The organism is Pantoea sp. X-Soil-MYKO-1289 (assembly GCF_059730625.1).
In genome coordinates this window covers 3,857,845-3,881,407 of record NZ_AP036004.1, presented here as the reverse complement: position 1 = coordinate 3,881,407, position 23,563 = coordinate 3,857,845, and the positions used below count along the sequence as shown (strand labels likewise).

At 59.3% G+C, this 23,563-nt stretch carries 20 protein-coding genes and 4 tRNA genes; 20 read left to right on the top strand and 4 right to left on the bottom strand.

Translation table 11 applies throughout. From position 1 onward, the window contains the following. Positions 1–11 precede the first annotated feature (11 nt). Positions 12–2,072 (top strand): AsmA family protein, encoded by a 2,061-nt coding sequence (locus AC6I7Z_RS18450; RefSeq protein WP_497815251.1) that lies wholly within the window; start codon positions 12–14, stop codon positions 2,070–2,072. Here AC6I7Z_RS18450 and ppiC read toward each other — a convergent pair whose 3' ends face one another. Next, positions 2,073–2,354: a peptidylprolyl isomerase PpiC gene (gene ppiC, locus AC6I7Z_RS18445; RefSeq protein ID WP_033754522.1), complete on the bottom strand. Its 282-nt coding sequence runs from the start codon at positions 2,352–2,354 to the stop codon at positions 2,073–2,075. It lies immediately after the preceding gene. 74 nt (positions 2,355–2,428) lie between these two features. Here ppiC and rep point away from each other — a divergent pair, with 74 nt between their 5' ends. Then, positions 2,429–4,450: a DNA helicase Rep gene (gene rep / locus AC6I7Z_RS18440; protein WP_033754526.1), complete on the top strand. Its 2,022-nt coding sequence runs from the start codon at positions 2,429–2,431 to the stop codon at positions 4,448–4,450. A 19-nt stretch (positions 4,451–4,469) separates the two neighbouring features. Here the strand turns inward: rep and AC6I7Z_RS18435 are convergent, their stop codons facing one another. The 3 genes from AC6I7Z_RS18435 to rhlB form a co-directional block, all read right to left on the bottom strand. Next, a complete protein-coding gene (locus AC6I7Z_RS18435; protein WP_497815250.1) occupies positions 4,470–4,760 on the bottom strand; it encodes a helix-turn-helix domain-containing protein in 291 nt (96 codons plus the stop codon). Positions 4,761–4,957: 197 nt separating this feature from the next. Continuing rightward, positions 4,958–6,442 (bottom strand): guanosine-5'-triphosphate,3'-diphosphate diphosphatase, encoded by a 1,485-nt coding sequence (gppA, locus tag AC6I7Z_RS18430; protein WP_497815249.1) that lies wholly within the window; start codon positions 6,440–6,442, stop codon positions 4,958–4,960. A gap of 8 nt (positions 6,443–6,450) precedes the next feature. After that, the gene (gene rhlB / locus AC6I7Z_RS18425) at positions 6,451–7,743 is read right to left on the bottom strand and encodes an ATP-dependent RNA helicase RhlB (protein WP_096072375.1); all 1,293 of its coding nucleotides are present in this window, start codon (positions 7,741–7,743) and stop codon (positions 6,451–6,453) included. A gap of 117 nt (positions 7,744–7,860) precedes the next feature. On the opposite strand from rhlB, the gene trxA reads away from it, so the two are divergent. The 18 genes from trxA (at position 7,861) to AC6I7Z_RS18335 (ending at position 23,437) form a co-directional block, all read left to right on the top strand. Then, positions 7,861–8,193 carry a thioredoxin TrxA gene (gene trxA / locus AC6I7Z_RS18420; RefSeq protein ID WP_033754540.1) on the top strand — a complete coding sequence of 111 codons (333 nt, stop codon included), beginning with the start codon at positions 7,861–7,863 and terminating at the stop codon, positions 8,191–8,193. Positions 8,194–8,537: 344 nt separating this feature from the next. After that, positions 8,538–9,797, top strand: coding sequence for a transcription termination factor Rho (gene rho, locus AC6I7Z_RS18415; protein WP_033754542.1), 1,260 nt, complete (start codon positions 8,538–8,540; stop codon positions 9,795–9,797). 280 nt (positions 9,798–10,077) lie between these two features. After that, positions 10,078–11,163 (top strand): UDP-N-acetylglucosamine--undecaprenyl-phosphate N-acetylglucosaminephosphotransferase, encoded by a 1,086-nt coding sequence (gene wecA / locus AC6I7Z_RS18410; protein WP_497815248.1) that lies wholly within the window; start codon positions 10,078–10,080, stop codon positions 11,161–11,163. 16 nt (positions 11,164–11,179) lie between these two features. After that, on the top strand, positions 11,180–12,232 hold the full coding sequence (wzzE, locus tag AC6I7Z_RS18405) for an ECA polysaccharide chain length modulation protein (RefSeq protein ID WP_497815470.1): 1,053 nt from the start codon (positions 11,180–11,182) through the stop codon (positions 12,230–12,232). Continuing rightward, on the top strand, positions 12,229–13,359 hold the full coding sequence (gene wecB / locus AC6I7Z_RS18400; protein WP_497815247.1) for a non-hydrolyzing UDP-N-acetylglucosamine 2-epimerase: 1,131 nt from the start codon (positions 12,229–12,231) through the stop codon (positions 13,357–13,359). The genes wzzE and wecB overlap by 4 nt, the downstream gene beginning before the upstream one ends. Next, complete coding sequence (gene wecC / locus AC6I7Z_RS18395; protein WP_497815246.1) at positions 13,356–14,615, top strand: UDP-N-acetyl-D-mannosamine dehydrogenase; 1,260 nt, start codon at positions 13,356–13,358, stop codon at positions 14,613–14,615. The genes wecB and wecC overlap by 4 nt, the downstream gene beginning before the upstream one ends. Beyond that, entirely contained in the window at positions 14,612–15,691 is a 1,080-nt protein-coding gene (gene rfbB, locus AC6I7Z_RS18390; protein ID WP_497815245.1) for a dTDP-glucose 4,6-dehydratase, read from the top strand. Before wecC ends, rfbB begins: the two co-directional genes overlap by 4 nt. A 22-nt stretch (positions 15,692–15,713) precedes the next feature. Further along, on the top strand, positions 15,714–16,595 hold the full coding sequence (rfbA, locus tag AC6I7Z_RS18385) for a glucose-1-phosphate thymidylyltransferase RfbA (protein ID WP_497815244.1): 882 nt from the start codon (positions 15,714–15,716) through the stop codon (positions 16,593–16,595). Beyond that, positions 16,573–17,280, top strand: a complete 708-nt coding sequence (rffC, locus tag AC6I7Z_RS18380) for a dTDP-4-amino-4,6-dideoxy-D-galactose acyltransferase (protein WP_497815243.1) — start codon at positions 16,573–16,575, stop codon at positions 17,278–17,280. The genes rfbA and rffC overlap by 23 nt, the downstream gene beginning before the upstream one ends. Then, entirely contained in the window at positions 17,267–18,397 is a 1,131-nt protein-coding gene (gene rffA, locus AC6I7Z_RS18375) for a dTDP-4-amino-4,6-dideoxygalactose transaminase (protein ID WP_497815242.1), read from the top strand. Before rffC ends, rffA begins: the two co-directional genes overlap by 14 nt. Further along, positions 18,397–19,647, top strand: a complete 1,251-nt coding sequence (gene wzxE, locus AC6I7Z_RS18370; protein ID WP_497815241.1) for a lipid III flippase WzxE — start codon at positions 18,397–18,399, stop codon at positions 19,645–19,647. Before rffA ends, wzxE begins: the two co-directional genes overlap by 1 nt. Further along, positions 19,644–20,711 (top strand): TDP-N-acetylfucosamine:lipid II N-acetylfucosaminyltransferase, encoded by a 1,068-nt coding sequence (wecF, locus tag AC6I7Z_RS18365; protein WP_497815240.1) that lies wholly within the window; start codon positions 19,644–19,646, stop codon positions 20,709–20,711. Before wzxE ends, wecF begins: the two co-directional genes overlap by 4 nt. Next, entirely contained in the window at positions 20,708–22,051 is a 1,344-nt protein-coding gene (wzyE, locus tag AC6I7Z_RS18360) for an ECA oligosaccharide polymerase (RefSeq protein ID WP_497815239.1), read from the top strand. The genes wecF and wzyE overlap by 4 nt, the downstream gene beginning before the upstream one ends. Positions 22,052–22,085: 34 nt before the next feature. Continuing rightward, the gene (gene wecG, locus AC6I7Z_RS18355) at positions 22,086–22,826 is read left to right on the top strand and encodes a lipopolysaccharide N-acetylmannosaminouronosyltransferase (RefSeq protein WP_497815238.1); all 741 of its coding nucleotides are present in this window, start codon (positions 22,086–22,088) and stop codon (positions 22,824–22,826) included. 159 nt (positions 22,827–22,985) lie between these two features. Beyond that, positions 22,986–23,062: transfer RNA gene (locus tag AC6I7Z_RS18350), tRNA-Arg, on the top strand. Between the two features lie 94 nt (positions 23,063–23,156). Continuing rightward, positions 23,157–23,232 (top strand) — tRNA-His (locus tag AC6I7Z_RS18345). A gap of 16 nt (positions 23,233–23,248) precedes the next feature. Then, positions 23,249–23,335, top strand: a tRNA-Leu gene (locus tag AC6I7Z_RS18340). 25 nt (positions 23,336–23,360) lie between these two features. After that, a tRNA-Pro gene (locus tag AC6I7Z_RS18335) sits at positions 23,361–23,437 on the top strand. Positions 23,438–23,563: the final 126 nt, after the last annotated feature.

The window sequence follows — 23,563 nt, the reverse complement described above, 5'->3', positions numbered from 1 at the left end:
GAGGAAGCGAAATGTCGCGCACGGGAAAAGTGGTTAGCTGGATAGTCGGGATTTTTTTGTTGCTGATCGTGGTGGTGGTCATCATCATCGCGACCTTTGACTGGAATCGTCTCAAGCCCACCATCAATCAGAAAGTCTCGACGGAGCTGAATCGCCAGTTCGCGATTCGCGGCGATCTGGGCGTCGCGTGGGAGCGCAACCGCGACGAGCCGGGCTGGCGTAGCTGGATACCCTGGCCGCATGTGCATGCGCAGGACATTATATTAGGCAATCCGCCTGAAATGGCGGAGGTGACGATGGTGCATCTGGAGCGCGTCGACGCCACCCTGTCGCCGCTGGCGCTGCTGCATAAAGAAGTTTACCTCCCGTGGATCAAACTTCAGCAGCCCGATGCGCGGCTGATCCAGACCGCCGACAAAAAGAACAACTGGACCTTCAATCTCGCCGACAGCAAGGATCCTGATGCCAGCGCGGCGCCATCCGCCTGGTCATTCCGCCTCGACAATATTCTGTTCGACCAGGGCCAGCTGCGTTACCGCGATGCGGTCAATAAAGCTGACGTGACGGTAAAAATCAATCCGCTCGGCAAGCCGGTGCCTTATGGGCAGATTGCCGGCGGCAGCGACGCGCAGAAAGGCGCGGGCGACTTTGTTTTCGGCTGGGAGGCGCGCGGCACCTATAACAACGAGCAGCTGGAAGGGGAAGGCAAAACCGGCGGCATGCTCTCGCTGCGCAGCAAAAACACGCCGTTCCCGATTCAGGCCGATATACGTAACGGCTCTACGCGCGTGCAGGTCACGGGCGGCATTCAGGATCCGATGAATCTTGGCGGCGTGAACGTTCGGCTGCGCTTCTCCGGCGATACGCTCGCCAATCTCTACGGGCTGACCGGCGTGCTGTTGCCCGATACGCCGCCCTATGAAACCGACGGCCATCTGACCGCTCGCTTCACCGGCAAAAAAGGGCCGGAATACCATTACGAAAACTTCAACGGCCATATCGGCGACAGCGATATTCACGGCACGCTCACCTACACCCAGGGCAAACCGCGACCGGCGCTAGTGGGCGAGCTAAGTTCGAAGCAGCTGCGAATGGCGGATCTGGGGCCGCTTATCGGCATCGACTCCGGCAAAGGCAGCGAGAAAACTGCGCAGGCGAAGGCGAAGCGCGGCGAAAAAGCGACGCAGCCCGCCGATCGCGTTCTGCCGCATGACACCTTCGACACCAAAAGCTGGGACGTCATGGATGCCGACGTGAAGTTTACCGGCAAACGCATCGAACATGGCAATTCGCTGCCGTTGAGCGATCTTTACACCCATCTGCAGCTGAAAGATGGCGACCTGCTGCTCGATCCGCTGCGCTTCGGCATGGCGGGCGGCACGCTGAACAGCACCATTCGTCTGGAAGGGGATAAGTCGCCGATGCGCGGCCGCGCCGACATTCACGCGCGTCGTCTGCATCTGCGTCAGCTTTTCCCTGATGTGGAAGCGATGCAGCGCAGCCTGGGCCAGCTCAACGGCGACGCCAGCTTTACCGGCAGCGGAAACTCGGTGGCGGATCTGCTCGCGACCAGCAACGGTCAGCTGAAGCTGCTGATGAATAACGGCTTAATCAGCCGCAGCCTGATGGAGATCGCCGGGCTGAACGTCGGCAACTATGTGGTTGGCAAGCTGTTTGGCGACGATGAGGTGCGTATCAACTGCGCCGCGACCGACGTGAAGCTGCAAAACGGCGTCGCGACGCCGAATCTGTTTGTGTTTGATACCGAAAATGCGGTCATCAACGTCAGCGGCAACGCCAACTTCGCCAGCGAGCGCCTGGATCTCTCGATCAATCCAGAGAGCAAAGGCATTCGCATCGTGACGCTGCGTTCGCCGCTTTACGTTCGCGGCACCTTTAAAAATCCTGACGCCGGCGTTAAAGCCGGGCCGCTGCTGGCGCGCGGCGCGGCCGCCGTTGCGCTCGGCACCGTGGTCGGCCCTGCCGCCGCGCTGCTGGCGCTGATCAGCCCAAGCGACAACGAGGATAACCAGTGCAGCAACGTGCTGCAGCAGATGAAAAGCAAAAAGTGATCAGCTGCGGTAGAGCACTTTAATGATGTGATAGCCAAATGCGGTTTTCACCGGCCCGAAAGGTTTTATCAGCGGGCAGGTGAAGACCGCTTTATCGAAGGCCGGCACCATCTGACCCTGTCGAAACTCGCCTAAATCGCCGCCGTTGCGCCCGGAAGGACAGGTAGAGTGTTTCTTCGCCAGCTGCTGAAAACTGGCGCCCTTTTCCAGCTTCGCCAGCAGCTCGTTAGCCAGCGCTTCCTCTTTCACCAGGATGTGTAAAGCCGCCGCGGTTTTCGCCATGATAGTCCTCTGATTGTGTATACTGACCGCCCATTATTTCATCCTCCTCTCTTTTTACTGAGCGATTTTTTACTATGCGTTTAAACCCCAGCCAACAACGCGCCGTCGAGTTTGTTACCGGCCCCTGTCTGGTGCTGGCGGGAGCGGGATCGGGCAAAACCCGCGTCATCACCAATAAGATTGCCCATCTGATCCGCGAGTGCGGCTATCAGGCGCGCCATATCGCGGCGGTTACCTTTACCAATAAAGCCTCGCGCGAGATGAAAGAGCGCGTCGCCCAGACGCTGGGAAAAAAAGAGGCGCGCGGCCTGATGATCTCCACCTTCCATACGCTGGGGCTGGAGATCATTAAGCGCGAATACGCCGCGCTGGGCATGAAGTCCAACTTCTCGCTGTTTGACGATACCGACCAGCTGGCGCTGCTGAAAGATTTGACGCAGCCGTGGCTGGAAGAGGACAAGACGCTGCTGCAGCAGCTGATCTCCACCATCTCCAACTGGAAGAACGATTTGATCGATCCGCCGCGCGCCGCCGCGCTGGCGCGCAGCGAGCGCGACAATATTTTCGCCCACTGCTACAGCCTCTACGATCAGCATCTGAAATCGTGCAACGTGCTCGACTTCGACGATTTGATCCTGCTGCCGACGCTGCTGCTGCAGCGCAATCAGGAGGTGCGGGAACGCTGGCAGCAGCGCATTCGCTATCTGCTGGTGGATGAGTATCAGGACACCAACACCAGCCAGTATGAGCTGGTGAAGCTGCTGGTGGGCGCGCGGGCGCGCTTTACCGTGGTCGGCGACGATGACCAGTCGATCTACTCCTGGCGCGGCGCGCGGCCGCAGAATCTGGTGCTGCTGAAAGAGGATTTTCCGGCGCTGGAAGTGATCAAGCTGGAGCAGAACTACCGCTCGTCGCAGCGCATCCTGAAGGCGGCGAATATCCTGATCGCCAACAATCCGCACGTATTCGAGAAGCGACTTTTCTCCGAGCTAGGTCTCGGCAGCGAACTTAAAGTGCTGACCGCGAACCATGAGGATCACGAGGCGGAGCGCGTAACGGGCGAGCTAATCGCACACCACTTCATCAATAAAACGCAGTATAAAGATTACGCGATCCTCTATCGCGGCAACCATCAGTCGCGCGTGTTTGAAAAGATGCTGATGCAGAACCGCATTCCCTATCGCATCTCTGGCGGCACCTCGTTTTTTTCGCGGCCGGAGATCAAGGATCTGCTCGCCTATCTGCGCGTGCTCACCAACCCGGACGACGACAGCGCGTTTCTACGCATCGTCAACACGCCGCGGCGCGAGATTGGCCCGGCGACGCTGCAAAAGCTGGGCGAGTGGGCGAACCTGCGCAACAAAAGCCTGTTTAACGCCAGTTTCGACGTCGGCCTTGGGCAGACGCTAAGCGGGCGCGGTCTGGAACATCTGCAGCGCTTTACCCACTGGCTGCAGGAGATCGTGCAGATGACCGAGCGCGAGCCGGTCAATGCGGTGCGCGATCTGATCCGCGGCATCGATTATGAAAGCTGGCTGTTCGAAACGTCGGGCAGTCCAAAAGCGGCCGAAATGCGCATGAAGAACGTCAATACGCTGTTTCAGTGGATGACGGAGATGCTTGAGGGCAGCGATATCGATGAGCCGATGACGCTGACGCAGGTGGTCACGCGCTTTACGCTGCGCGATATGATGGAGCGCGGCGAGAGCGACGAAGAGCTCGATCAGGTGCAGCTAATGACGCTGCACGCCTCGAAAGGGCTGGAATTCCCCTACGTTTTTCTGGTCGGCATGGAAGAAGGGCTGCTGCCGCATCAGAGCAGCATCGATGAGAACAACATCGAAGAGGAACGCCGCCTGGCCTACGTCGGCATTACCCGCGCGCAGAAAGAGCTGACCTTTACGCTCTGCCGCGAGCGTCGCCAGTACGGCGAGCTGGTGCGCCCGGAGCCGAGCCGCTTTCTGCTGGAACTGCCGCAGGATGATGTCGTCTGGGAAACCGAGCGCAAGGTCGTCAGCGCCGAAGAGCGGATGAAAACCGGGCAAACACGGGTCGCCGGACTGCGGGCGATGCTGGAGAAGGCGAAAAAGGGCTAAAGGCCCTTTTTCTCTGCGCTCATGCCGCCGTCGGCTCGCTGATTTCGATATGTTTAATCACCAGGCCGGCGTGCGCCATCATGCCGATCAACTTATCAATACTGAAGAGGTTGATTTTACCGCGCGCCAGCTCGGATATTCTTGGCTGAGTGACGCCCAGAGCCTGAGCAGCCTCCGCCTGGCTAAGCTGCCGTTTTTCAATCCACGCATTGATGAAGGACATCAGATGCGAGCGGATTTTCATATTTTCCGCGGCTTCGGGCGTTTCACTTAGCGCATCCCAGACGCTGTCAAAGATTTCAATTTTCATCGGTTAGGCTCCTGGATCAGGGCATGAAAGCGATTTTTTTGCGCATTCCCTGCCTCGTTATACGTAATTTTGTATAGAGGCATACTACAAATTCAATCGCTGCCCTACGAGAGAGAGGCGCAAAGATTGCGTAGCGGCTCGCAGGCTGCCACAGAGAAAAGCAGAGATGAAGAGAATGACTAACAGTGCCTTTATTATCAGGCGATAGTCAGCAGCCAGTGCACATAGGACTGGTAATGGCTCTCCTGGTCCAGCAGCTCGGCGCGCAGCGGGTGCGCTTCCAGCCAGCCTGCCGGCAGAGTGAGATGCAGCGTATCGTCGTCAGCCTGTAAGCGCACCGCAGGCAGCGTATCGTCGCGACGGCGGCTGGAAAAGATGATCGCCAGCCGCAGCAGACGGCAGAGGCGTTCGGCAAGGCGCGGCGGAAGGGCGTTTTGCTGGGTCAACAGCGCTAAATCGATGCTGCCGCTCTGGTTTTGCAGCAGGCAGGCCAGCAATTTTTTCTGCGCGGGCGTAAAGCCAGGGAGATCGAGATGGCGCACCAGATAGGCGGCGTGCTGCGGAGCCTGGCGAAAATCGACGCTAAGGCCGATTTCGTGTATCGCGCTGGCGCTGAGCAGCAGCTCGCGGCAGCGCTGATCCAGTTTCCATATCGCGCTTACCTGACGGAAAAAGACGTCGGCCAGCTGACGCACGCGCGCGGCCTGTTCCACATCAATAGAAAAACGACGCTGGACGTTCTGCAGCGTGCGGCTGCGGATATCGCGATCGACCGGCAGATGCAGCATGCCGTAAACCAGCCCCTCGCGCAGCGCGCCGCCCGCCAGCGTCATGCTTTCGATGCCGAGCTGCTGGAATACCGCAATCAGAATGGAAAGGCCGCTGGGGAAAACCAGCGCGCGCTCCAGCGTTAAGCCTTCAATCTCCAGCTCTTCCAGCTTGCCGCACTGAATGGCGCGCTGTTTGAGCTGCTGCAGCTTACTCAGGGTGATGCGTTCATCCATGCCCTGCGCCACCATAATCTCCTGCAGCGCCTGAACGGTGCCGGAGGCGCCGACGCAGGCTTCCCAGCCGTGAGCGCGCAGCGGCGAGGCGATAGGGCGGATCATGTCGATTGCGGCCTGCTCGGCGGCGTCGAAATTCTCTTTTGCCAGATGACGGTCGCTAAAGAAGCGTTCAAGCCAGGTTACGCAGCCCATAGGCAGGCTAAACAGTACGGAGGCGTGCGAGCCGTCGCCGGTGGCCAGCTCGGTGCTGCCGCCGCCGATATCGACCACCAGCCGCTTGTCCGAGCCGCCGGTGGTATGCGCGACGCCCTGATAAATCAGGCGCGCTTCCTCTTCGCCGCTGATAACGTTAATCGTGCAGCCGAGGATCTGCTGCGCGGTAAACAGGAATTCGCTGGCGTTGGCCGCCAGGCGCAGCGTGGCGGTCGCGACCACGCGGATCTGCTCGGAAGGAATATCCTGCAGCTGTTCAGAGAAGAGCTTCAGACACTCCCAGCCGCGCGTCATCGCCTCGACGGAAAGATGGTTATTTTTGTCCAGCCCGGCAGCCAGACGCACCTTGCGCTTTATGCGCGCGACGGTCTGAATGCTTCCGGAAACTTCGCGCACCACCAGCATATGAAAGCTGTTGGATCCCAGATCAATCGCAGCATAGAGTGACGATGCGCTTAGCATAATGTGGATTAACCCGAACGTTTACGGTTGTTGTTACGCGGCGCTCCACGACGATTCGCGTTGTTGCCGCCGCGGCGCGGACCATTGCCGGTGCGGGCGCGAGCCAGACGCTTCGGCGGCGGCAGGTTGTCCATCAGCGCGTCGCTGTTGTACTTGCTCACCGGAATGCTGTGGCCGATATACTCTTCAATCGCCGGCAGATTCAGCGCGTACTCTTCACAGGCCAGGCTGATAGAGTGTCCGCTGGCGCCCGCGCGGCCGGTACGGCCGATACGGTGAACGTAATCTTCGCGATCGTCAGGCAGGTCGTAGTTGAAAACGTGCGTCACCGCAGGAATATGCAGGCCGCGCGCCGCAACGTCGGTCGCCACCAGAATATCGACGTCGCCTTTGGTGAAGTCGTCCAGAATGCGCAGGCGCTTCTTCTGCGGCACGTCGCCGGTCAGCAGGCCGACGCGATGGCCGTCCGCCGCCAGATGGCCCCAGATATCTTCGCAGCGATGCTTGGTGTTAGCGAAGACGATAGCGCGATCCGGCCACTCTTCTTCCAGCAGCGTCTGCAGCAGGCGCATTTTTTCTTCATTCGACGGGTAGAAGAGTTCTTCTTTAATGCGATGGCCCGTTTTCTGCTCTGGCTCCACCTCAACGTACTCGGCGTTGTTCATGTGTTCGAAAGCCAGTTCGCGCACGCGCCAGGAGAGCGTGGCGGAGAAAAGCATGCTCAGGCGCTGCGTCGCAGGCGGCATGCGGCGGAACAGCCAGCGGATATCTTTAATAAAGCCGAGATCGAACATGCGATCGGCTTCGTCCAGCACCAGCACCTGAATCGCGCCGAGGTTAATGTGGTTCTGTTTCGCGTAGTCGATGAGACGGCCGGTGGTGCCGACCAGGATGTCGACGCCGTCGGCCAGCACTTTCAGCTGCTTGTCGTAACCGTCGCCGCCGTAAGCCAGACCCAGCTTCAGACCAGTGGCCTGCGCCAGCGGTTCGGCGTCGGCATGGATCTGCACCGCCAGTTCGCGCGTCGGCGCCATGATCAACGCGCGCGGCTGATTGATCTGACGGCCTTCCTGGGCAGGGTGAGTGAGAAGATGATGAAACGTCGACGTCAGAAACGCCATCGTTTTGCCGGTACCGGTTTGCGCCTGGCCTGCGACATCACGCCCTGAGAGCGTAAAGGGCAGAGCTAACGCCTGAATAGGCGTACAGTGATGAAAGCCTTTTTTATCAAGGGCTTCCACGACCAGAGGGTGCAGGGCGAAGTCGGAAAACTTCTGTTCTGTTAAGTGTGTTTTGCTCATAGTGTGGTAGAATATCAGCTTACTATCGCTTTACGAAAGCGTATCCGATGAAATAAAGTCAACCTTCGTTGGTAAACTTTACGCCAATTCGCCAGGCATAATCTTGTGGAGTAATACATGAGCAGCGATAAAATCGTTCACCTCACCGATGACAGTTTCGATGCAGACGTTCTGAAAGCAGAAGGTGTCACACTGGTAGATTTCTGGGCTGAATGGTGTGGTCCTTGCAAAATGATCGCCCCGATTCTCGATGAAGTTGCCGAAGAGTACGACGGTAAGCTCACTATCGCCAAGCTGAACATTGACGATAACCCGGGCACCGCGCCGAAGTACGGCATCCGCGGCATCCCGACGCTGCTGCTGTTCAAAAACGGTGAAGTCGCCGCGACTAAAGTCGGCGCGCTGTCCAAAAGCCAGCTGAAAGAGTTCCTGAACGCCAACCTGGCGTAAGGACGAGAACGTTCGGCGGTGGCGAATTTTCTTCCACTGCTGGACGTTCGCATTTTAGCGTGCTAAGTTACTTTCACTGCATTACGCACTTACCTTGTAGTTTGCATCTTAAAGATTTCCTTTGTTAAACCCTGAAGCACGTTCCGTATACAGCGGTTTAGCAATTCTGACGGTTAGCACCAACTTTGGCATCGCATTTCAACCGTCTCTCTCGCTTCCAGTCGCCATCCCTGACGATGATCGTCGAGAAGAGTTGAAAGCGCCATTAACAGGCATGGAATATTAAGCCATACCATTCACGACCAACATTTCGAGAATTACCCCGAGTTTAAGAACCCATCACTATGAATCTTACCGAATTAAAGAACACGCCGGTTTCTGAGCTGATAACCCTCGGCGAAAATATGGGGCTGGAAAACCTGGCGCGCATGCGCAAACAGGATATTATTTTCGCCATCCTCAAACAGCACGCGAAAAGCGGCGAGGACATCTTCGGTGATGGTGTGCTGGAGATATTGCAGGACGGATTTGGTTTCCTCCGCTCCGCAGACAGCTCTTACCTCGCCGGTCCCGACGACATCTACGTTTCTCCCAGCCAAATTCGCCGTTTCAACCTTCGCACTGGTGACACCATCTCCGGCAAGATCCGTCCGCCGAAAGAGGGTGAACGCTACTTCGCGCTGCTGAAGGTTAACGAGGTCAACTACGATAAGCCGGAAAACGCGCGTAATAAGATTCTGTTCGAAAACCTGACGCCGCTGCACGCCAACAGCCGTCTGCGCATGGAGCGCGGCAATGGTTCGACGGAAGACCTTACCGCACGCGTGCTGGATCTGGCTTCGCCGATCGGCCGCGGCCAGCGTGGTCTGATCGTCGCGCCGCCGAAAGCGGGTAAAACCATGCTGCTGCAGAATATCGCGCAGAGCATCGCCTACAACCATCCAGACTGCGTGCTGATGGTGCTGCTGATCGACGAACGTCCGGAAGAAGTAACCGAGATGCAGCGTCTGGTCAAAGGCGAAGTTATCGCCTCGACCTTCGACGAACCGGCTTCACGCCACGTTCAGGTTGCCGAAATGGTGATCGAGAAGGCGAAGCGTCTGGTTGAACACAAGAAAGACGTGATCATTCTGCTCGACTCCATCACTCGCCTGGCGCGCGCCTACAACACCGTAGTGCCGGCATCAGGCAAAGTGCTGACCGGTGGTGTTGACGCCAACGCCCTGCATCGTCCGAAGCGCTTCTTCGGTGCCGCGCGTAACGTGGAAGAGGGCGGCAGCCTGACCATCATCGCGACCGCGCTGGTTGATACCGGTTCGAAGATGGATGAAGTGATTTACGAAGAGTTTAAAGGCACCGGTAACATGGAGCTGCACCTCGCACGTAAAATCGCTGAAAAACGCGTCTTCCCGGCGATTGACTACAACCGCTCCGGTACGCGTAAAGAAGAGCTGCTCACTTCCCAGGAAGAGCTGCAGAAGATGTGGATCCTGCGCAAGATTATTCACCCGATGGGCGAAATCGACGCGATGGAATTCCTCATCAACAAGCTGGCGATGACCAAAACCAACGACGAATTCTTCGATATGATGAAGCGCTCGTAATTCCGCGCTGGCTAATCGAGACGGCGAAACCGACTTTTTTAGCCTAAATGCGCAGGAATTCGCCCTAACGCCACGTCTTAACGTGGCGTTTTTTATTTGTGCGCATTAGGATTACCGCTGGCAGGAGTATTTATAATGACTGCGGCGGCAGTGCGCAAAAAACAACCATGCGCGCGTGGTCGGAAGCAGAATTCGGACTCGGGATGAAAGGCAAAAACATGCAGTTTGTTTATCCTGTCCCTGATTTTAGCTGAGAGCGTTAAACGTGAATTTACTCACTATGAGTACTGAGCTGGGCCTTACTTTTCTATTTTCTTTAGTCTTTATCTTTTTTGCGCGCAAAGCGGCTAAAAAAATAGGTCTGGTCGACACGCCTAATTCCCGTAAACGTCATCACGGCGCCATTCCGCTGGTCGGCGGCATTTCCGTTTACGCCGGCATCTGCTTTATGTTTCTCATCACCCGCTTCTACCTGCCGCACGCCACGCTTTATCTTATTTGCGCCGGTCTGCTGGTGCTGGTCGGCGCGCTCGACGATCGTTTCGATATCAGCGTAAAAATCCGCGCCGTGGTGCAGGCCGCGGTGGCGGTGGCGATGATGGTGGGCGCCAAACTCTATCTGCTCAGCCTCGGCTTTATTATCGGCCCGGTTGAGCTGGTGGTCGGGCCGTTCGGCTACGTGCTGACGCTGTTCGCCGTCTGGGCGGCAATTAACGCCTTTAATATGGTGGACGGCATCGACGGCCTGCTGGGCGGCCTTTCCTCGGTCACCTTTGCGGCGATGGGCATTATTCTCTGCTTCGACGGCCAGTACAGCCTGGCCGTGTGGTGCTTCGCCATGATCGCCGCCACGCTGCCCTATATTTTGCTTAATCTCGGCTTCCTTGGCCGCCGCTATAAAGTCTTTATGGGCGATGCCGGCAGCACCATGATTGGCTTCACCATTATCTGGATCCTGCTGGAAACCACGCAGGGATTGAGCCATCCGATTACGCCCGTGACCGCGCTCTGGCTGATCGCCATTCCGCTGATGGATATGGTGGCGATTATGTATCGTCGCCTGCGCAAAGGCATGAGCCCCTTCTCCGCCGACCGGCAGCATATTCACCATTTGATCATGCGCGCCGGCTTCACCTCGCGCCAGGCGTTTGTGTTGATCACCGTGGCGGCCGCGATACTCGCTGGCATCGGCGTGCTCGGCGAATACCTCGCCTTTATCCCTGAGTGGGTGATGCTGGTGCTGTTTATGGTGGCGTTTATGTTTTACGGCTACTGCCTGAAACACGCCTGGCGCGTGGCGCGCCTGATCCGTCGTATAAAGCGTCGTTTGAACGCGCATCGCGACGTTAAGAAAAAATTACCCTGATAAGGATTGCCTTGTGATGACCTCTGAGGTTGCAGATAACGAACTGGATATTCGCGGCCTGGGCTGCGCGTTATGGCGCGGCAAGCGCTGGATTTTCGGCCTGGCGCTGCTTTTCGCGCTGGTCGCCTGGCTGGCTTCGCTGCTGATGAAACAGGCGTGGAGCACCACGGCGATTACCGATCGTCCTACGGTGAATATGCTCGGCGATTACTATGCGCAGGAGCAGTTTCTGAATAATCTCGACGTGCGCAATAACACGCTCAATCTGGCGGCGCCCTCGCCGACCATCATGGATGAGGTCTATCAGGAGTTTATTATGCAGCTGGGCGCCTGGGATACGCGCCGCGACTTCTGGCAGCAGACGGACTATTACAAAAGCCGCCGCTCAGGCAACGCCCATAACGACGCCGCGCTGCTTGACGATATGGTCGCCAATATCCAGTTTCTGCCCGCCGACGCGGCGCGCAATACGCGCGACAGCGTTAAGCTCATCGCGGAAACCGCAGGGGACGCCAACAACCTGCTGCGTCAGTATATCGCCTTCGCCAGCGAGCGCGCGGCGCGCCACCTTAACGGCGAGCTGAAAGGCGCATGGCAGGCGCGCAGCGAGCAGCTGCAGGCGCAGGTGAAGCGTCAGGAAGATGTGGCGAACGCCGTTTTCCAGCGTCAGCAGCATCGCCTGCAGCAGGCGCTGAAGGTCGCCAGCCAGCAGGGCATTCATGAAAACCGCTCGCGCGACGCGCGCGAACCGATCGCCGACAGCGACCTCTTCCTGCTGGGTGAGCCGCAGCTGCAGGCGCAGCTGGAAACCCTGCAGGCGACCGGGCCGAGTTACGATATCAGCTATGATCAAAACAGGGCGATGCTCACCACGCTGAGCGCCGGCCCGACGTTGAACCGCACCTTCCAGACCTACCGCTATCTGCGTACCCCGGAAGAGCCGGTTTCGCGCGACAGCCCGCGTCGGCTGTTCATGATGATTATGTGGGGCGCGTTAGGCGCATTGACGGGCGCAGGCGTGGCGCTGGCGCGTCGTTCCAGCGTCAGATCAGCGAGAGAAACCGCGTGAAAGTGCTAACAGTATTCGGGACTCGCCCGGAGGCGATCAAAATGGCGCCGCTGGTACAGGCGCTGGCGCAGGATCCTGCGTTTGACTCTCGCCTGTGCGTCACCGCGCAGCACCGCGAAATGCTCGATCAGGTTCTGCGCCTCTTTGCGCTGCAGCCAGATTATGACCTGAACGTGATGCGTCCTGAGCAAGGATTAACGGAGATCACCTGCCGCATTTTACAGGGCATGAAAACCGTGCTGCTCGACTTTAAACCCGACGTGGTGCTGGTGCATGGCGACACCACCACCACGCTCGCCGCCAGCCTGGCGGCATTTTATCAGCAGATCCCGGTCGCCCATGTCGAAGCGGGACTGCGCACCGGCGATTTGACGTCGCCGTGGCCGGAAGAGGGCAACCGCAAGCTGACCGGCCATCTTGCGCGGTTGCACTTTACCCCGACCGAACGCTCGCGCCAGAACCTGCTGGCGGAAAATGTGCCCGACGCGCGCATCTTCGTCACCGGCAATACGGTGATCGACGCGCTGCTGTGGGTGCGCGATCGGGTTATCGCCGATCCCGGCCTTAACGCGCAGCTCGCCAGCTGCTATCCCTTCCTCGACAGCGAGAAGAAGCTGGTGCTGGTCACTGGCCATCGTCGCGAAAGCTTCGGCGAAGGCTTTGAGCGTATCTGCAGCGCGCTGGCGCGCATCGCCCGTCAGCATCCCGACGCGCAGATCGTCTATCCGGTGCACCTTAATCCCAACGTCAGCGAGCCGGTTAACCGCATCCTTAGCGGCATCGACAATATCGTGCTGATCGAGCCGCAGGAGTATCTGCCTTTCGTCTGGCTGATGAACCGGGCCTGGCTGATCCTCACCGACTCCGGCGGCATCCAGGAAGAAGCGCCTTCGCTGGGCAAACCGGTACTGGTGATGCGCGACGCGACGGAACGGCCTGAAGCGGTCGACGCCGGCACCGTGAAGCTGGTTGGCACCGACATAGAGAAAATCGTGGCCGAAGTCGGCCTGCTGTTGACCGACGAAACGGCCTGGCAAACCATGAGCCGCGCGCACAACCCTTACGGCGACGGCAACGCCTGTCAGCGCATTCTGCAAGCTTTAAAAGATACCCGAGTTGACCTATGAGTTTTGACACCATTTCCGTGATTGGACTGGGCTACATTGGGCTGCCGACCGCAGCCGTTTTCGCGTCGCAAAAGAAAAAGGTCGTGGGGGTCGATATCAACGCCCACGCGGTAGAGACCATTAATCGCGGGGCGATCCATATCGTCGAACCCGCGCTGGACAAAGTGGTCCACGACGCCGTGACCCAGGGCTTTCTGCGCGCCACCACGCAGCCCGAAGCGGCCGACGCCTTTCTGATCGCCGTGCCAACGCCCTTTATGGCGGATCATCAGCCCGATTTGCGCTTCGTTAAGGCGGCGGCGGAATCGATTGCTCCGGTATTGAAGAAGGGCGACCTGGTGATTCTGGAATCCACCTCGCCGGTCGGCGCCACGGAGCAGATGGCGGAGTGGCTGGCGGTGACGCGCCCGGATCTGCGTTTCCCGCAGCACGGCGGTACGCCCGATATCTTTATCGCCTACTGTCCGGAGCGCGTGCTGCCGGGCAAAATCATGCAGGAACTGATCCACAACGATCGCGTGATCGGCGGCATGACGCCCGCCTGCTCGGCGCAGGCCAGCGCGCTCTACCAAATTTTTCTGCAGGGCGAATGCGTGGAGACCAACGCGCGCACGGCGGAGCTATGCAAGCTGACGGAAAACAGCTTCCGCGACGTTAATATCGCTTTCGCCAATGAGCTGTCGCTGATTTGCGCCGATCAGGGGATTAACGTCTGGGAACTGATCGCGCTGGCGAACCGCCATCCGCGCGTCAATATTCTGCAGCCGGGGCCTGGCGTCGGCGGGCACTGCATTGCGGTCGATCCCTGGTTTATCGTGGCGCAAAATCCGTCGCTGGCGCGGCTGATCCGCACCGCGCGCGAAGTGAACGACAGCAAGCCGCACTGGGTGCTGAATCAGGTCAAGGCGGCGCTGGCGGACTGCCTGACCCAGAGCGGCAAGCGCGCCGATGAGATTGTCATCGCCTGCTTCGGGCTGGCGTTTAAACCCAACATCGACGATCTGCGCGAAAGCCCGGCGATGCAGGTCGCGCAGATGATCGCCGAATGGCATCGCGGGCAGAGCTGGGTGGTTGAGCCGCATATCGCCGCGCTGCCCGCCGCGCTCGGCGACAAGGCTGCGCTGGTTTCTCGCGAGCAGGCGCTGGCGCAGGCCGACGTGCTGGTGATGCTGGTGGATCACGATCACTTCCGCGCCGTTGACGCGTCGCAGGTCACGCAAAGCTGGATTGTGGATACGCGGGGAGTATGGCGGTGAAACAGTTCTTAATCACCGGCGGCGCAGGCTTTATCGGCTCGGCGCTGGTGCGTTTTCTTATCGAAGAGACGGATCACCGCATCGTGGTGGTCGACAAGCTTAGCTATGCCGGCAATCTCGCCTCGCTGGCAAGCGTGATGCAGGATGCGCGCTTCGCGTTCGAACAGGTGGATATCTGCGATCGTCCGGCGCTGGATGCCGTTTTCGCGAGCTATCAGCCCGACTGCATCATGCACCTGGCGGCAGAGAGCCACGTTGACCGCTCCATTGACGGCCCGATAGCCTTTGTCGAAACCAATATCGTCGGCACCTATCAGCTGCTTGAGGCGGCGCGCAGCTACTGGAACAAACTTGAAGCGGCGCGGCGCGAGGCGTTTATCTTCCACCATATCTCCACCGACGAAGTGTTTGGCGATTTGCAGGATCCGCAGGCGTTTTTTACCGAAACCACGCCCTATGCGCCGAGCAGCCCTTATTCAGCGACCAAGGCCAGCAGCGATCATCTGGTGCGCGCCTGGCTGCGGACCTACGGCCTCCCTGTTATCGTCACCAATTGCTCCAACAACTATGGCCCCTGCCATTTCCCGGAAAAGCTTATCCCGCTTACCATCATTAATGCGCTGGCGGGTAAGCCGCTGCCGGTTTACGGCAACGGCGAGCAGATCCGCGACTGGCTCTATGTCGAGGATCATGCGCGCGCGCTCTATCGCGTCGTGAGCAGCGGCAAGGTCGGCGAAACCTATAATATCGGCGGGCATAATGAGCAGCGCAATATCGACGTGGTCAACACCATCTGCGATTTGCTGGAGCAAATGGCGCCGGAGCGTAAAGCCGCTGGCCTGACGCACTACCGCGATTTGATTAGGTTTGTGGCGGATCGTCCCGGTCACGATCAGCGCTATGCCATCGACGCCAGCAAAATTGCGCGCGAGCTGGGCTGGACGCCACAGGAAACGTTCGACAGCGGCATGCGCAAAACCGTGCGCTGGTATCTGGAAAATCAGACATGGTGGCAGGCTATTCTGGACGGGCGCTATCGCGGCGAGCGGCTAGGCCTGGCTGCGTCGCGTTCATGACGGCGTCAGAGGAGCGGAAGCGATGAAAGGTATTATTCTGGCAGGCGGTTCAGGCACGCGTCTTCATCCCATTACGCGGGCGATTTCTAAACAGCTGCTGCCCGTGTACGACAAGCCGATGATCTATTACCCGTTGTCGGTGCTGATGCTGGCGGGCATTCGCGACATTCTGCTGATCACCACGCCCGAGGATCGCGACCATTTTGTGCGCCTGCTGGGCGACGGTAGCGAGTTCGGCATCCATCTCAGCTATGCGGTGCAGCCAAGCCCGGATGGCCTGGCGCAGGCCTTTATCATCGGTGAAAGCTTTATCGGCGACGACAACTGCTGTCTGGTGCTGGGTGATAATCTCTATTTCGGCCAGGGCTTTAGTCCGAAGCTAAAAAAAGTCGCCGCGCGCGCGCAGGGCGCGACGGTATTTGGCTATCAGGTGATGGATCCCGAACGTTTTGGCGTGGTGGAGTTTGACGAAGCCTTCAACGCGCTCTCTATCGAAGAGAAACCGAGCGCGCCGAAATCGCGCTGGGCGGTAACCGGCCTCTATTTTTACGATAATCAGGTGGTGGAATTTGCAAAGCAGGTGAAACCGTCCGCGCGCGGCGAGCTGGAGATTACCGCCATCAACCAGATGTATCTGGCGCGCGGCCAGCTCTCCGTGGAACTGTTAGGCCGCGGGTTCGCCTGGCTCGACACCGGCACGCACGACAGCCTGATCGAGGCCAGCACCTTTGTGCAGACGGTGGAGAAACGACAGGGTTTCAAAGTCGCCTGCCTGGAGGAGATCGCCTGGCGCAACGGCTGGCTGAGCGACGATCAGCTGCGCGCCGCCGGCGAGGCACTGACGAAAACCGGCTACGGCCAGTATCTGCTGGATCTGTTACATGCCCGTCCGCGTCAGTATTAATCCCCTGGCGTGGGAAAGCGCCTTTTTCGGCTGTGAGACGGCGCGGCTCGATCTGGACGGCGACCTGTCGCTGAGCGAGGCGCTGCGCCATCCGGCCGATCTATGGCAGATCAAAGTGCCCGCCGACCGGCTTGAGGCGATCGACGCTCTCGGTCAGCAGGGGTTTCAGCTGGCGGAAGGCGAAGCCGATCTGGCCATCAACATTAAACGCACCGAACGGCAGAGCGGCATCCGCATCGCCCGCGAGTCGCAAATCAGCGCGCTGCGCGCCGCCGCGGCGCAGATCTTCGTGCAGAGCCGCTTTCGCGCGCCCTGGTTCGAGGCAGACGCCAGCGCGCGCTTTTACGCCCAGTGGATTGAAAACGCGGTGCGCGGCACCTTTGATCATCAGTGTCTGATCGCCAGCGATGAGGCGGGCGCGCTGCTCGGTTTTATCTCGCTGCGCGAGACGGAAGGCGAGGCGCGCGTCGGGCTGCTGGGGGTGCTGCCGCATGCGCAGGGCAACGGCGTCGGACAGCGTCTGCTGCTGGCAGGCGCAGACTGGGGGCGCGTCCGCCAGCTCGGGCGTCTGCGCGTCGCGACGCAGCTCAGCAATCTGCCGGCGATGCGACTCTATTTACGCAGCGGTGCCCGGCTGGAAAGCACCGCTTACTGGTTCTACAGGAAAGGTCATGATCCCATTTAACGCGCCGCCGGTTGTCGGCAGCGAACTTGAATATATGCAGTCGGCGATGGCCAGCGGCAAGCTGTGCGGCGACGGCGGCTTTACCCGCCGCTGTCAGCAGTGGATGGAGCAGCGCTTCGGCAGCAAGAAAGTGCTGCTGACGCCGTCGTGCACCGCTTCGCTGGAGATGGCGGCGCTGCTGATCGATCTGCAGCCGGGCGATGAAGTGATTATGCCGAGCTACACCTTCGTCTCCACCGCCAACGCCTTCGTGCTGCGCGGCGCGACCATCGTCTTCGTGGATATTCGTCCGGATACGCTCAATATCGACGAAAGCAAAATCGAAGCGGCGATTACCGAGAAAACGCGCGCCATCGTGCCGGTGCACTATGCGGGCGTGGCCTGCGAAATGGACGCCATTATGGCGCTGGCGGCGAAACATCAGCTCTGGGTCATCGAGGATGCGGCGCAGGGCGTGATGTCGCGCTACAAGGGACGCGCGCTGGGCACGATTGGCCATATCGGCTGCTTCAGCTTTCATGAGACCAAGAACTACACGGCGGGCGGCGAAGGCGGCGCGACCCTGATCAACGATGCGGCGCTGGTGGAGCGCGCCGAAATCATCCGCGAGAAGGGCACCAACCGCAGCCAGTTTTTCCGCGGCCAGGTGGATAAGTATACCTGGCGCGATATCGGCTCGAGCTATCTGATGGCGGATCTGCAGGCGGCCTATTTGTGGGCGCAGCTTGAAGCGGCCGATCGCATCAATCAGCAGCGTTTGCGCCTGTGGCAGCGCTATTACGACGCGCTGCAGCCGCTGGCGGCGCAAGGGCGCATTCAGCTGCCGTCGCAGCCCGCCGACTGCGAGCACAATGCGCATATGTTCTATATCAAACTGCGCGACAGCGACGATCGCCAGGCGCTGATTAGCTGGATGAAAGAGGCGGAGATCCTGACGGTTTTCCACTATATCCCGCTGCACAGTTCGCCCGCCGGCCAACGGTTCGGCCGCTTCCACGGCGAAGAGCGTTTCACCACCGCCGAGAGCGAGCGGCTGCTGCGCCTGCCGCTGTTTTACAACCTGACGGACAATAACCAGAACACGGTTATCAGTTCCCTGCTGAGTTTCTTCGCCTGATGTCGCTGGCAAAAGCGTCGGTGTGGACAGCATCGTCCACGCTGGTGAAAATCGCTGCCGGCCTGCTGGTGGTGAAACTGCTGGCGGTGAGTTTCGGCCCGGAAGGGGTAGGGCAGGCGGGCAACTTTCGCCAGCTGATCACCGTGCTGGGCGTGCTGGCGGGCGCAGGCATCTTCAACGGCGTTACCACCTACGTGGCGAAGTATCAGCATCAGCCGGAGCCGCTGCGCGCGCTGCTGGGCACCGCATCGGCGATGGTGCTGGGCTTTTCCACGCTGCTGGCGCTGGTTTTTCTGCTGGCGGCCGTGCCGATCAGCCAGGCGCTGTTTGGCCATACGCGCTTTGCGAATGTGGTGCGCATCGTCGCCTTCCTGCAGTTCGGCATCGCCTGGGCCAACCTGGCGCTGGCGCTGCTGAAAGGCTATCGCGACGCGCGCGGTAACGCGCTGGCGCTGATCGTCGGCAGCCTTATCGGCGTCGCCGCCTATGTGCTCTGCTGGTGGGCAGGCGGCTACGCGGGCGCGCTGGCGGGCTTTGCGCTGGTGCCTGCGCTGGTGGCGATTCCGGCATCCATTTTGCTGAAGAAACGCGTGCCGCTGCCGCTCGCCTGGCTGAAGCCGCAGTGGCAGCCGGAACTGGCGCGCAGCCTGGCGAAATTCACCCTGATGGCGCTGATTACCTCGGTGACGCTGCCGGTGGCGTGGATAATGATGCGCAACCTGCTGGCGCAGCACGACGGCTGGGCGCAGGTCGGCCTGTGGCAGGGCGTCACCAGCATCTCCGACGCCTGGCTGCAGTTTATCACCGCCACCTTCAGCGTCTGGCTGCTGCCGACGCTGGCGCGGCTGGAGCAGAAACGCGATATCGCGCGTGAAATTATGCGCGCGCTGCGCTTTGTGTTGCCCGCTGTGGCGGCGGTCGGCTTTTGCGTCTGGCTGCTGCGCGATGTGGCGATCTGGCTGCTCTTTTCGCCGGCGTTTCACGCCATGCGCGATCTCTTCGTCTGGCAGCTGTGCGGCGACGTGTTCAAGGTCGGTGCCTATGTTTTCGGTTATCTGGTGATTGCTAAGGCGTCGCTGCGCTTCTATATTCTGGCCGAAATCAGCCAGTTCGCGCTGCTGACGCTCTTTTCGCGCTGGCTCATCCCGCTGTCGGGCGTAACCGGCGCGGCGCAGGCCTATATGGCGACCTATCTCGTTTATTTCGCGCTCTGCTACGGCGCTTTTATGATTTATTACCGAAAAAAATGACGTTAATCCACGTTCTGGGATCGGATATCCCCCATCACAATCAGACGGTGCTGCGCTTTTTCAACGAGGTGTTGAGCGTTGAGCTGCCTGCCGATCGGCCGCGCCGTTTTATGGTGGTGACGCAGCAGCCTGCCGCGCTCGCCGCCTTCAGCCATCTCGACATTGAAACTTTCGCATCGAAAAAGGCGCTGGCGCAGGCGCTGACGGCGCGGGCGAAAACGCGCGAGCAGCGTTTTTTTTGCCACGGGCAGTTTAATCCGGGCATCTGGCTGGCGCTGCTGAGCGGTAAGATCCGCCCCAGCCAGATCTACTGGCACGTCTGGGGCGCCGATCTTTACGAAGAGTCGCGCAGCCTGAAGTTCCGCCTGTTCTATCTGCTTCGCCGCATCGCGCAGGGGCGCGTCGCCCGGGTTTTCGCCACCCGCGGCGATTTACACCACTATCAGCAGCGCCATCCGCGCGTGCCGTCCCAGCTGCTCTATTTTCCGACGAGGATGCCTGCCGCCGCGCCGCAAAGCGCGCCGGATGCGCGCTTTACCGTGCTGCTGGGCAACTCCGGCGACGCCAGCAATCGCCATATCGACGGCCTCAAAGCGATTCGCGCGCAGTTGGGCGAGGAGACGCGCGTCGTGGTGCCGCTGGGCTATCCGCCTGACAATGACGCCTATATTAGCGAGGTTGAGAAGGCCGCCGCGGCGCTGTTTCCTGCTGGGCAGGTCGAGCTGTTGCGCAACAATCTCGCCTTTGATGACTATTTAGCGCTGCTCGCCCGCTGCCATTTAGGCTATTTTATGTTCGAGCGCCAGCAGGGCATTGGAACGCTCTGCCTGCTGATTCAGGCCAACGTGCCGTTTGTGCTGAACCGGCGCAATCCGTTCTGGCGCGATCTCAGCGAGCAGGGGCTGCCGGTGCTGTTTAGCGGCGATGCGCTGGATGGCGCGAGCGTCGCGGAAGCGCGTCGACAGCTGGCGAGCTGCGATAAACAGGCCATCGCCTTTTTCGCGCCGGGCTATGTGGCGGGCTGGCGCGAGGCGCTGCGCCAATGTGAAAGGGAGTCTTTATGAACCTCATGCAGTTCAGCGGTCTGCTGGTGGTTTATCTGCTGTCGCTGGGTTTTATTCTGACCCTTACCTGGCGGGAGTTCAGGCGCGTGCGCTTTAATTTCCACCTCTTTTTTACGCTGCTGTTTTTACTGACTTTCTACTTCGGTTTTCCGCTAACCAGCGTGCTGGCGTTCCGCTTTGACGTTGAGGTGGTGCCGCCGGAGTTTCTGCTGCAGGCGCTGCTGTCGGCGACGGCGTTCTACGCCGTTTACTACGTCAGCTATAAGGTGCGGCTGCGCCCTGCGACGGTGCCGCGCGCCCGGCCGTGGCTGCAGATGAACCGCGTCGAAACGCATCTGACCTGCGTGCTGCTGGCGCTGGTCGCAATTGGCACGGTGACGGTGTTTTTCCTGCACAACGGCTTTCTGCTGTTCCGTCTGACCGCCTATAACCAGATTTTCTCCAGCGAAGTCTCTGGCGTGGCGCTGAAGCGCTTTTTCTATTTCTTTATCCCGGCGATGCTGATCCTCTATTTTCTGCGGCCGACGCAGCGCAACTGGCTGCTGTTTCTGGTGGTCACGGTCGCATTCGGCCTGCTGACCTACGCGCTGGTGGGCGGCACGCGCGCCAATATTATTATCGCGTTCGCGCTGTTTCTGTTTATCGGCATTACGCGCGGCTGGATCAGCCTGTGGATGCTGGCGGCGGCGGGCGTGCTGGCGATAGGCGGCATGTTCTGGCTGGCGCTGCGGCGCTATAACCTCAACGTGTTTGGCGAAGAGGCGGTTTACACCTTTCTTTATCTGACGCGCGATACCTTTTCGCCCTGGGAGAATCTGGCGCTGCTGCTGGAGAACTATTCAAAGATCGAGTTTCAGGGGCTGGCGCCCATCTGGCGCGATTTTTATGTCTATATTCCCGGCTGGCTGTGGCCGGGCAGGCCGTCGATGGTGCTCAACAGCGCCAACTACTTTACCTGGGAAGTTTTAAAGAACCATTCCGGCCTGGCGATTTCGCCTACGCTGCTGGGTTCGCTGGTGGTGATGGGCGGCGTCTGGTTTATCTTGCCGGGCGCGGTGGCGGTCGGGTTGATTATCAAAGGCTTCGATACGCTCTATTTGCGCGGACGCGACGCTGACAATCGCTATAGCGGCGCGATCATGCAGAGTTTCTGCTTTGGCGCGGTGTTTAATATGATTGTGCTGGCGCGCGAAGGGCTGGACGCGTTCGGCTCGCGCGTGGTCTTTTTCGCTTTGATTTTTCTGGCCTGCCTCGGCGTGGCGAAGATGCTCTACTGGCTGCTGGATCGCGCCGGGCTGATTCGACGTCGCGGCGGTCAGGCTGTGCATAGCCTCACTTAACGCCTCTGGCATAACAGGAAGATAGAACTCAACCATGACAAGGTTACCGGAAGCGCCGCAGTATGAGATTCGCGGCGTGTCGCTGTATGGTTTCGACACTATGTCCGCCTTTGTGGATTTTCTGCTGCCGGGCGAGACGGCACGCAGCGGAACGTTAGTGGCGCTCAACGCCGAGAAGATGCTGACGGCGGAGCACGACGACGCGCTGCGCGCGCTGTTGCAGGAGGCGGAATTCAAATATCCCGACGGCATCAGCATCGTGCGCTCTGTGCGTAAAAAGTATCCCCATGCCGAGGTGCAGCGCATTGCGGGCGCCGATTTATGGGAGGCGTTAATGGAGCGCGCCGGACGGCAGGGCACGCCGGTGTTTTTGATCGGCGGACGTCAGGCGGTGCTGGATGAAACCTGCGATAAGCTGCGTCGGCAGTGGAATGTGAATATCGTCGGCGCGCAGGACGGCTATTTCGCGCCGGCCGATCGCGATGCGCTTTTTACCCGCATCGCCGCCAGCGGCGCGCGTATCGTGACCGTTGCGCTGGGTTCGCCGCGTCAGGAGCTGTTGATGCGCGACTGTCGCGCGCGCTGGCCGCACGCGCTCTATATGGGCGTAGGCGGCACCTACGACGTGTTTACCGGCCACGTGAAGCGCGCGCCGAAGATTTGGCAGCGTCTGGGGCTGGAATGGCTCTATCGTTTGATTCGACAGCCCAGCCGGCTGCGTCGCCAGCTAAAGTTGCTTAAATATTTGCGCTATCACTGGCGCGGCGATCTCTGATATTACTGATTACTGCGGCCTTTTTTCGCTGCGGAAATAGCCAGAGTGTTGCATTACTCGACGAAATGCACAAAGCGTAATCAAACGCGTTTTTTTATTAAAAAAGCACTGGACAGCATCACCCCAAGTCCGTAGTATGCCCATCCGCAACGGCGCTACGCGCCCGTAGCTCAGCTGGATAGAGCGCTGCCCTCCGGAGGCAGAGGTCTCAGGTTCGAATCCTGTCGGGCGCGCCATTTAGTTTGTGCGCAGGAGCTGCGGTGGTTACATTACCGCGTTAGTAAAGAGTTACATGGTGTAGGTCGGTGGCTTGCAACATAACGAATTGTGGTGGCTATAGCTCAGTTGGTAGAGCCCTGGATTGTGATTCCAGTTGTCGTGGGTTCGAGTCCCATTAGCCACCCCAGATTTTGCTGGGATACGCGAAGGTGGCGGAATTGGTAGACGCGCTAGCTTCAGGTGTTAGTGTCTTAACGGACGTGAGGGTTCAAGTCCCTCTCTTCGCACCAGGCAAAACAAAACAATAAAAATTATCGGCGAGTAGCGCAGCTTGGTAGCGCAACTGGTTTGGGACCAGTGGGTCGGAGGTTCGAATCCTCTCTCGCCGACCATTTTATAAACCTGCTTGAAAAAGCAGGTTTTTTTTCGTCTGTAGAAAAGCGGGCTGCTGGCTGCAAGCTTTGTGCCGACGCGGATGCCATGGACGGATCGCAAAGTCGCTGTACGCATCCCTGCGC

Bases quoted from the DNA above. Each gene is read 5' to 3' on its own strand.
- wecA (WP_497815248.1), top strand. From the start codon at position 10,078: ATGAGTACTGAGCTGGGCCTTACTTTTCTATTTTCTTTAGTCTTTATC.
- wzyE (WP_497815239.1), top strand. From the start codon at position 20,708: ATGAACCTCATGCAGTTCAGCGGTCTGCTGGTGGTTTATCTGCTGTCG.
- rfbA (WP_497815244.1), top strand. From the start codon at position 15,714: ATGAAAGGTATTATTCTGGCAGGCGGTTCAGGCACGCGTCTTCATCCC.
- wecC (WP_497815246.1), top strand. From the start codon at position 13,356: ATGAGTTTTGACACCATTTCCGTGATTGGACTGGGCTACATTGGGCTG.
- trxA (WP_033754540.1), top strand. From the start codon at position 7,861: ATGAGCAGCGATAAAATCGTTCACCTCACCGATGACAGTTTCGATGCA.
- AC6I7Z_RS18435 (WP_497815250.1), bottom strand. From the start codon at position 4,760: ATGAAAATTGAAATCTTTGACAGCGTCTGGGATGCGCTAAGTGAAACG.
- rhlB (WP_096072375.1), bottom strand. From the start codon at position 7,743: ATGAGCAAAACACACTTAACAGAACAGAAGTTTTCCGACTTCGCCCTG.
- rffA (WP_497815242.1), top strand. From the start codon at position 17,267: ATGATCCCATTTAACGCGCCGCCGGTTGTCGGCAGCGAACTTGAATAT.
- ppiC (WP_033754522.1), bottom strand. From the start codon at position 2,354: ATGGCGAAAACCGCGGCGGCTTTACACATCCTGGTGAAAGAGGAAGCG.
- wzzE (WP_497815470.1), top strand. From the start codon at position 11,180: ATGACCTCTGAGGTTGCAGATAACGAACTGGATATTCGCGGCCTGGGC.
- AC6I7Z_RS18450 (WP_497815251.1), top strand. From the start codon at position 12: ATGTCGCGCACGGGAAAAGTGGTTAGCTGGATAGTCGGGATTTTTTTG.
- wecF (WP_497815240.1), top strand. From the start codon at position 19,644: ATGACGTTAATCCACGTTCTGGGATCGGATATCCCCCATCACAATCAG.
- gppA (WP_497815249.1), bottom strand. From the start codon at position 6,442: ATGCTAAGCGCATCGTCACTCTATGCTGCGATTGATCTGGGATCCAAC.
- wecG (WP_497815238.1), top strand. From the start codon at position 22,086: ATGACAAGGTTACCGGAAGCGCCGCAGTATGAGATTCGCGGCGTGTCG.
- rep (WP_033754526.1), top strand. From the start codon at position 2,429: ATGCGTTTAAACCCCAGCCAACAACGCGCCGTCGAGTTTGTTACCGGC.
- rffC (WP_497815243.1), top strand. From the start codon at position 16,573: ATGCCCGTCCGCGTCAGTATTAATCCCCTGGCGTGGGAAAGCGCCTTT.
- rho (WP_033754542.1), top strand. From the start codon at position 8,538: ATGAATCTTACCGAATTAAAGAACACGCCGGTTTCTGAGCTGATAACC.
- wzxE (WP_497815241.1), top strand. From the start codon at position 18,397: ATGTCGCTGGCAAAAGCGTCGGTGTGGACAGCATCGTCCACGCTGGTG.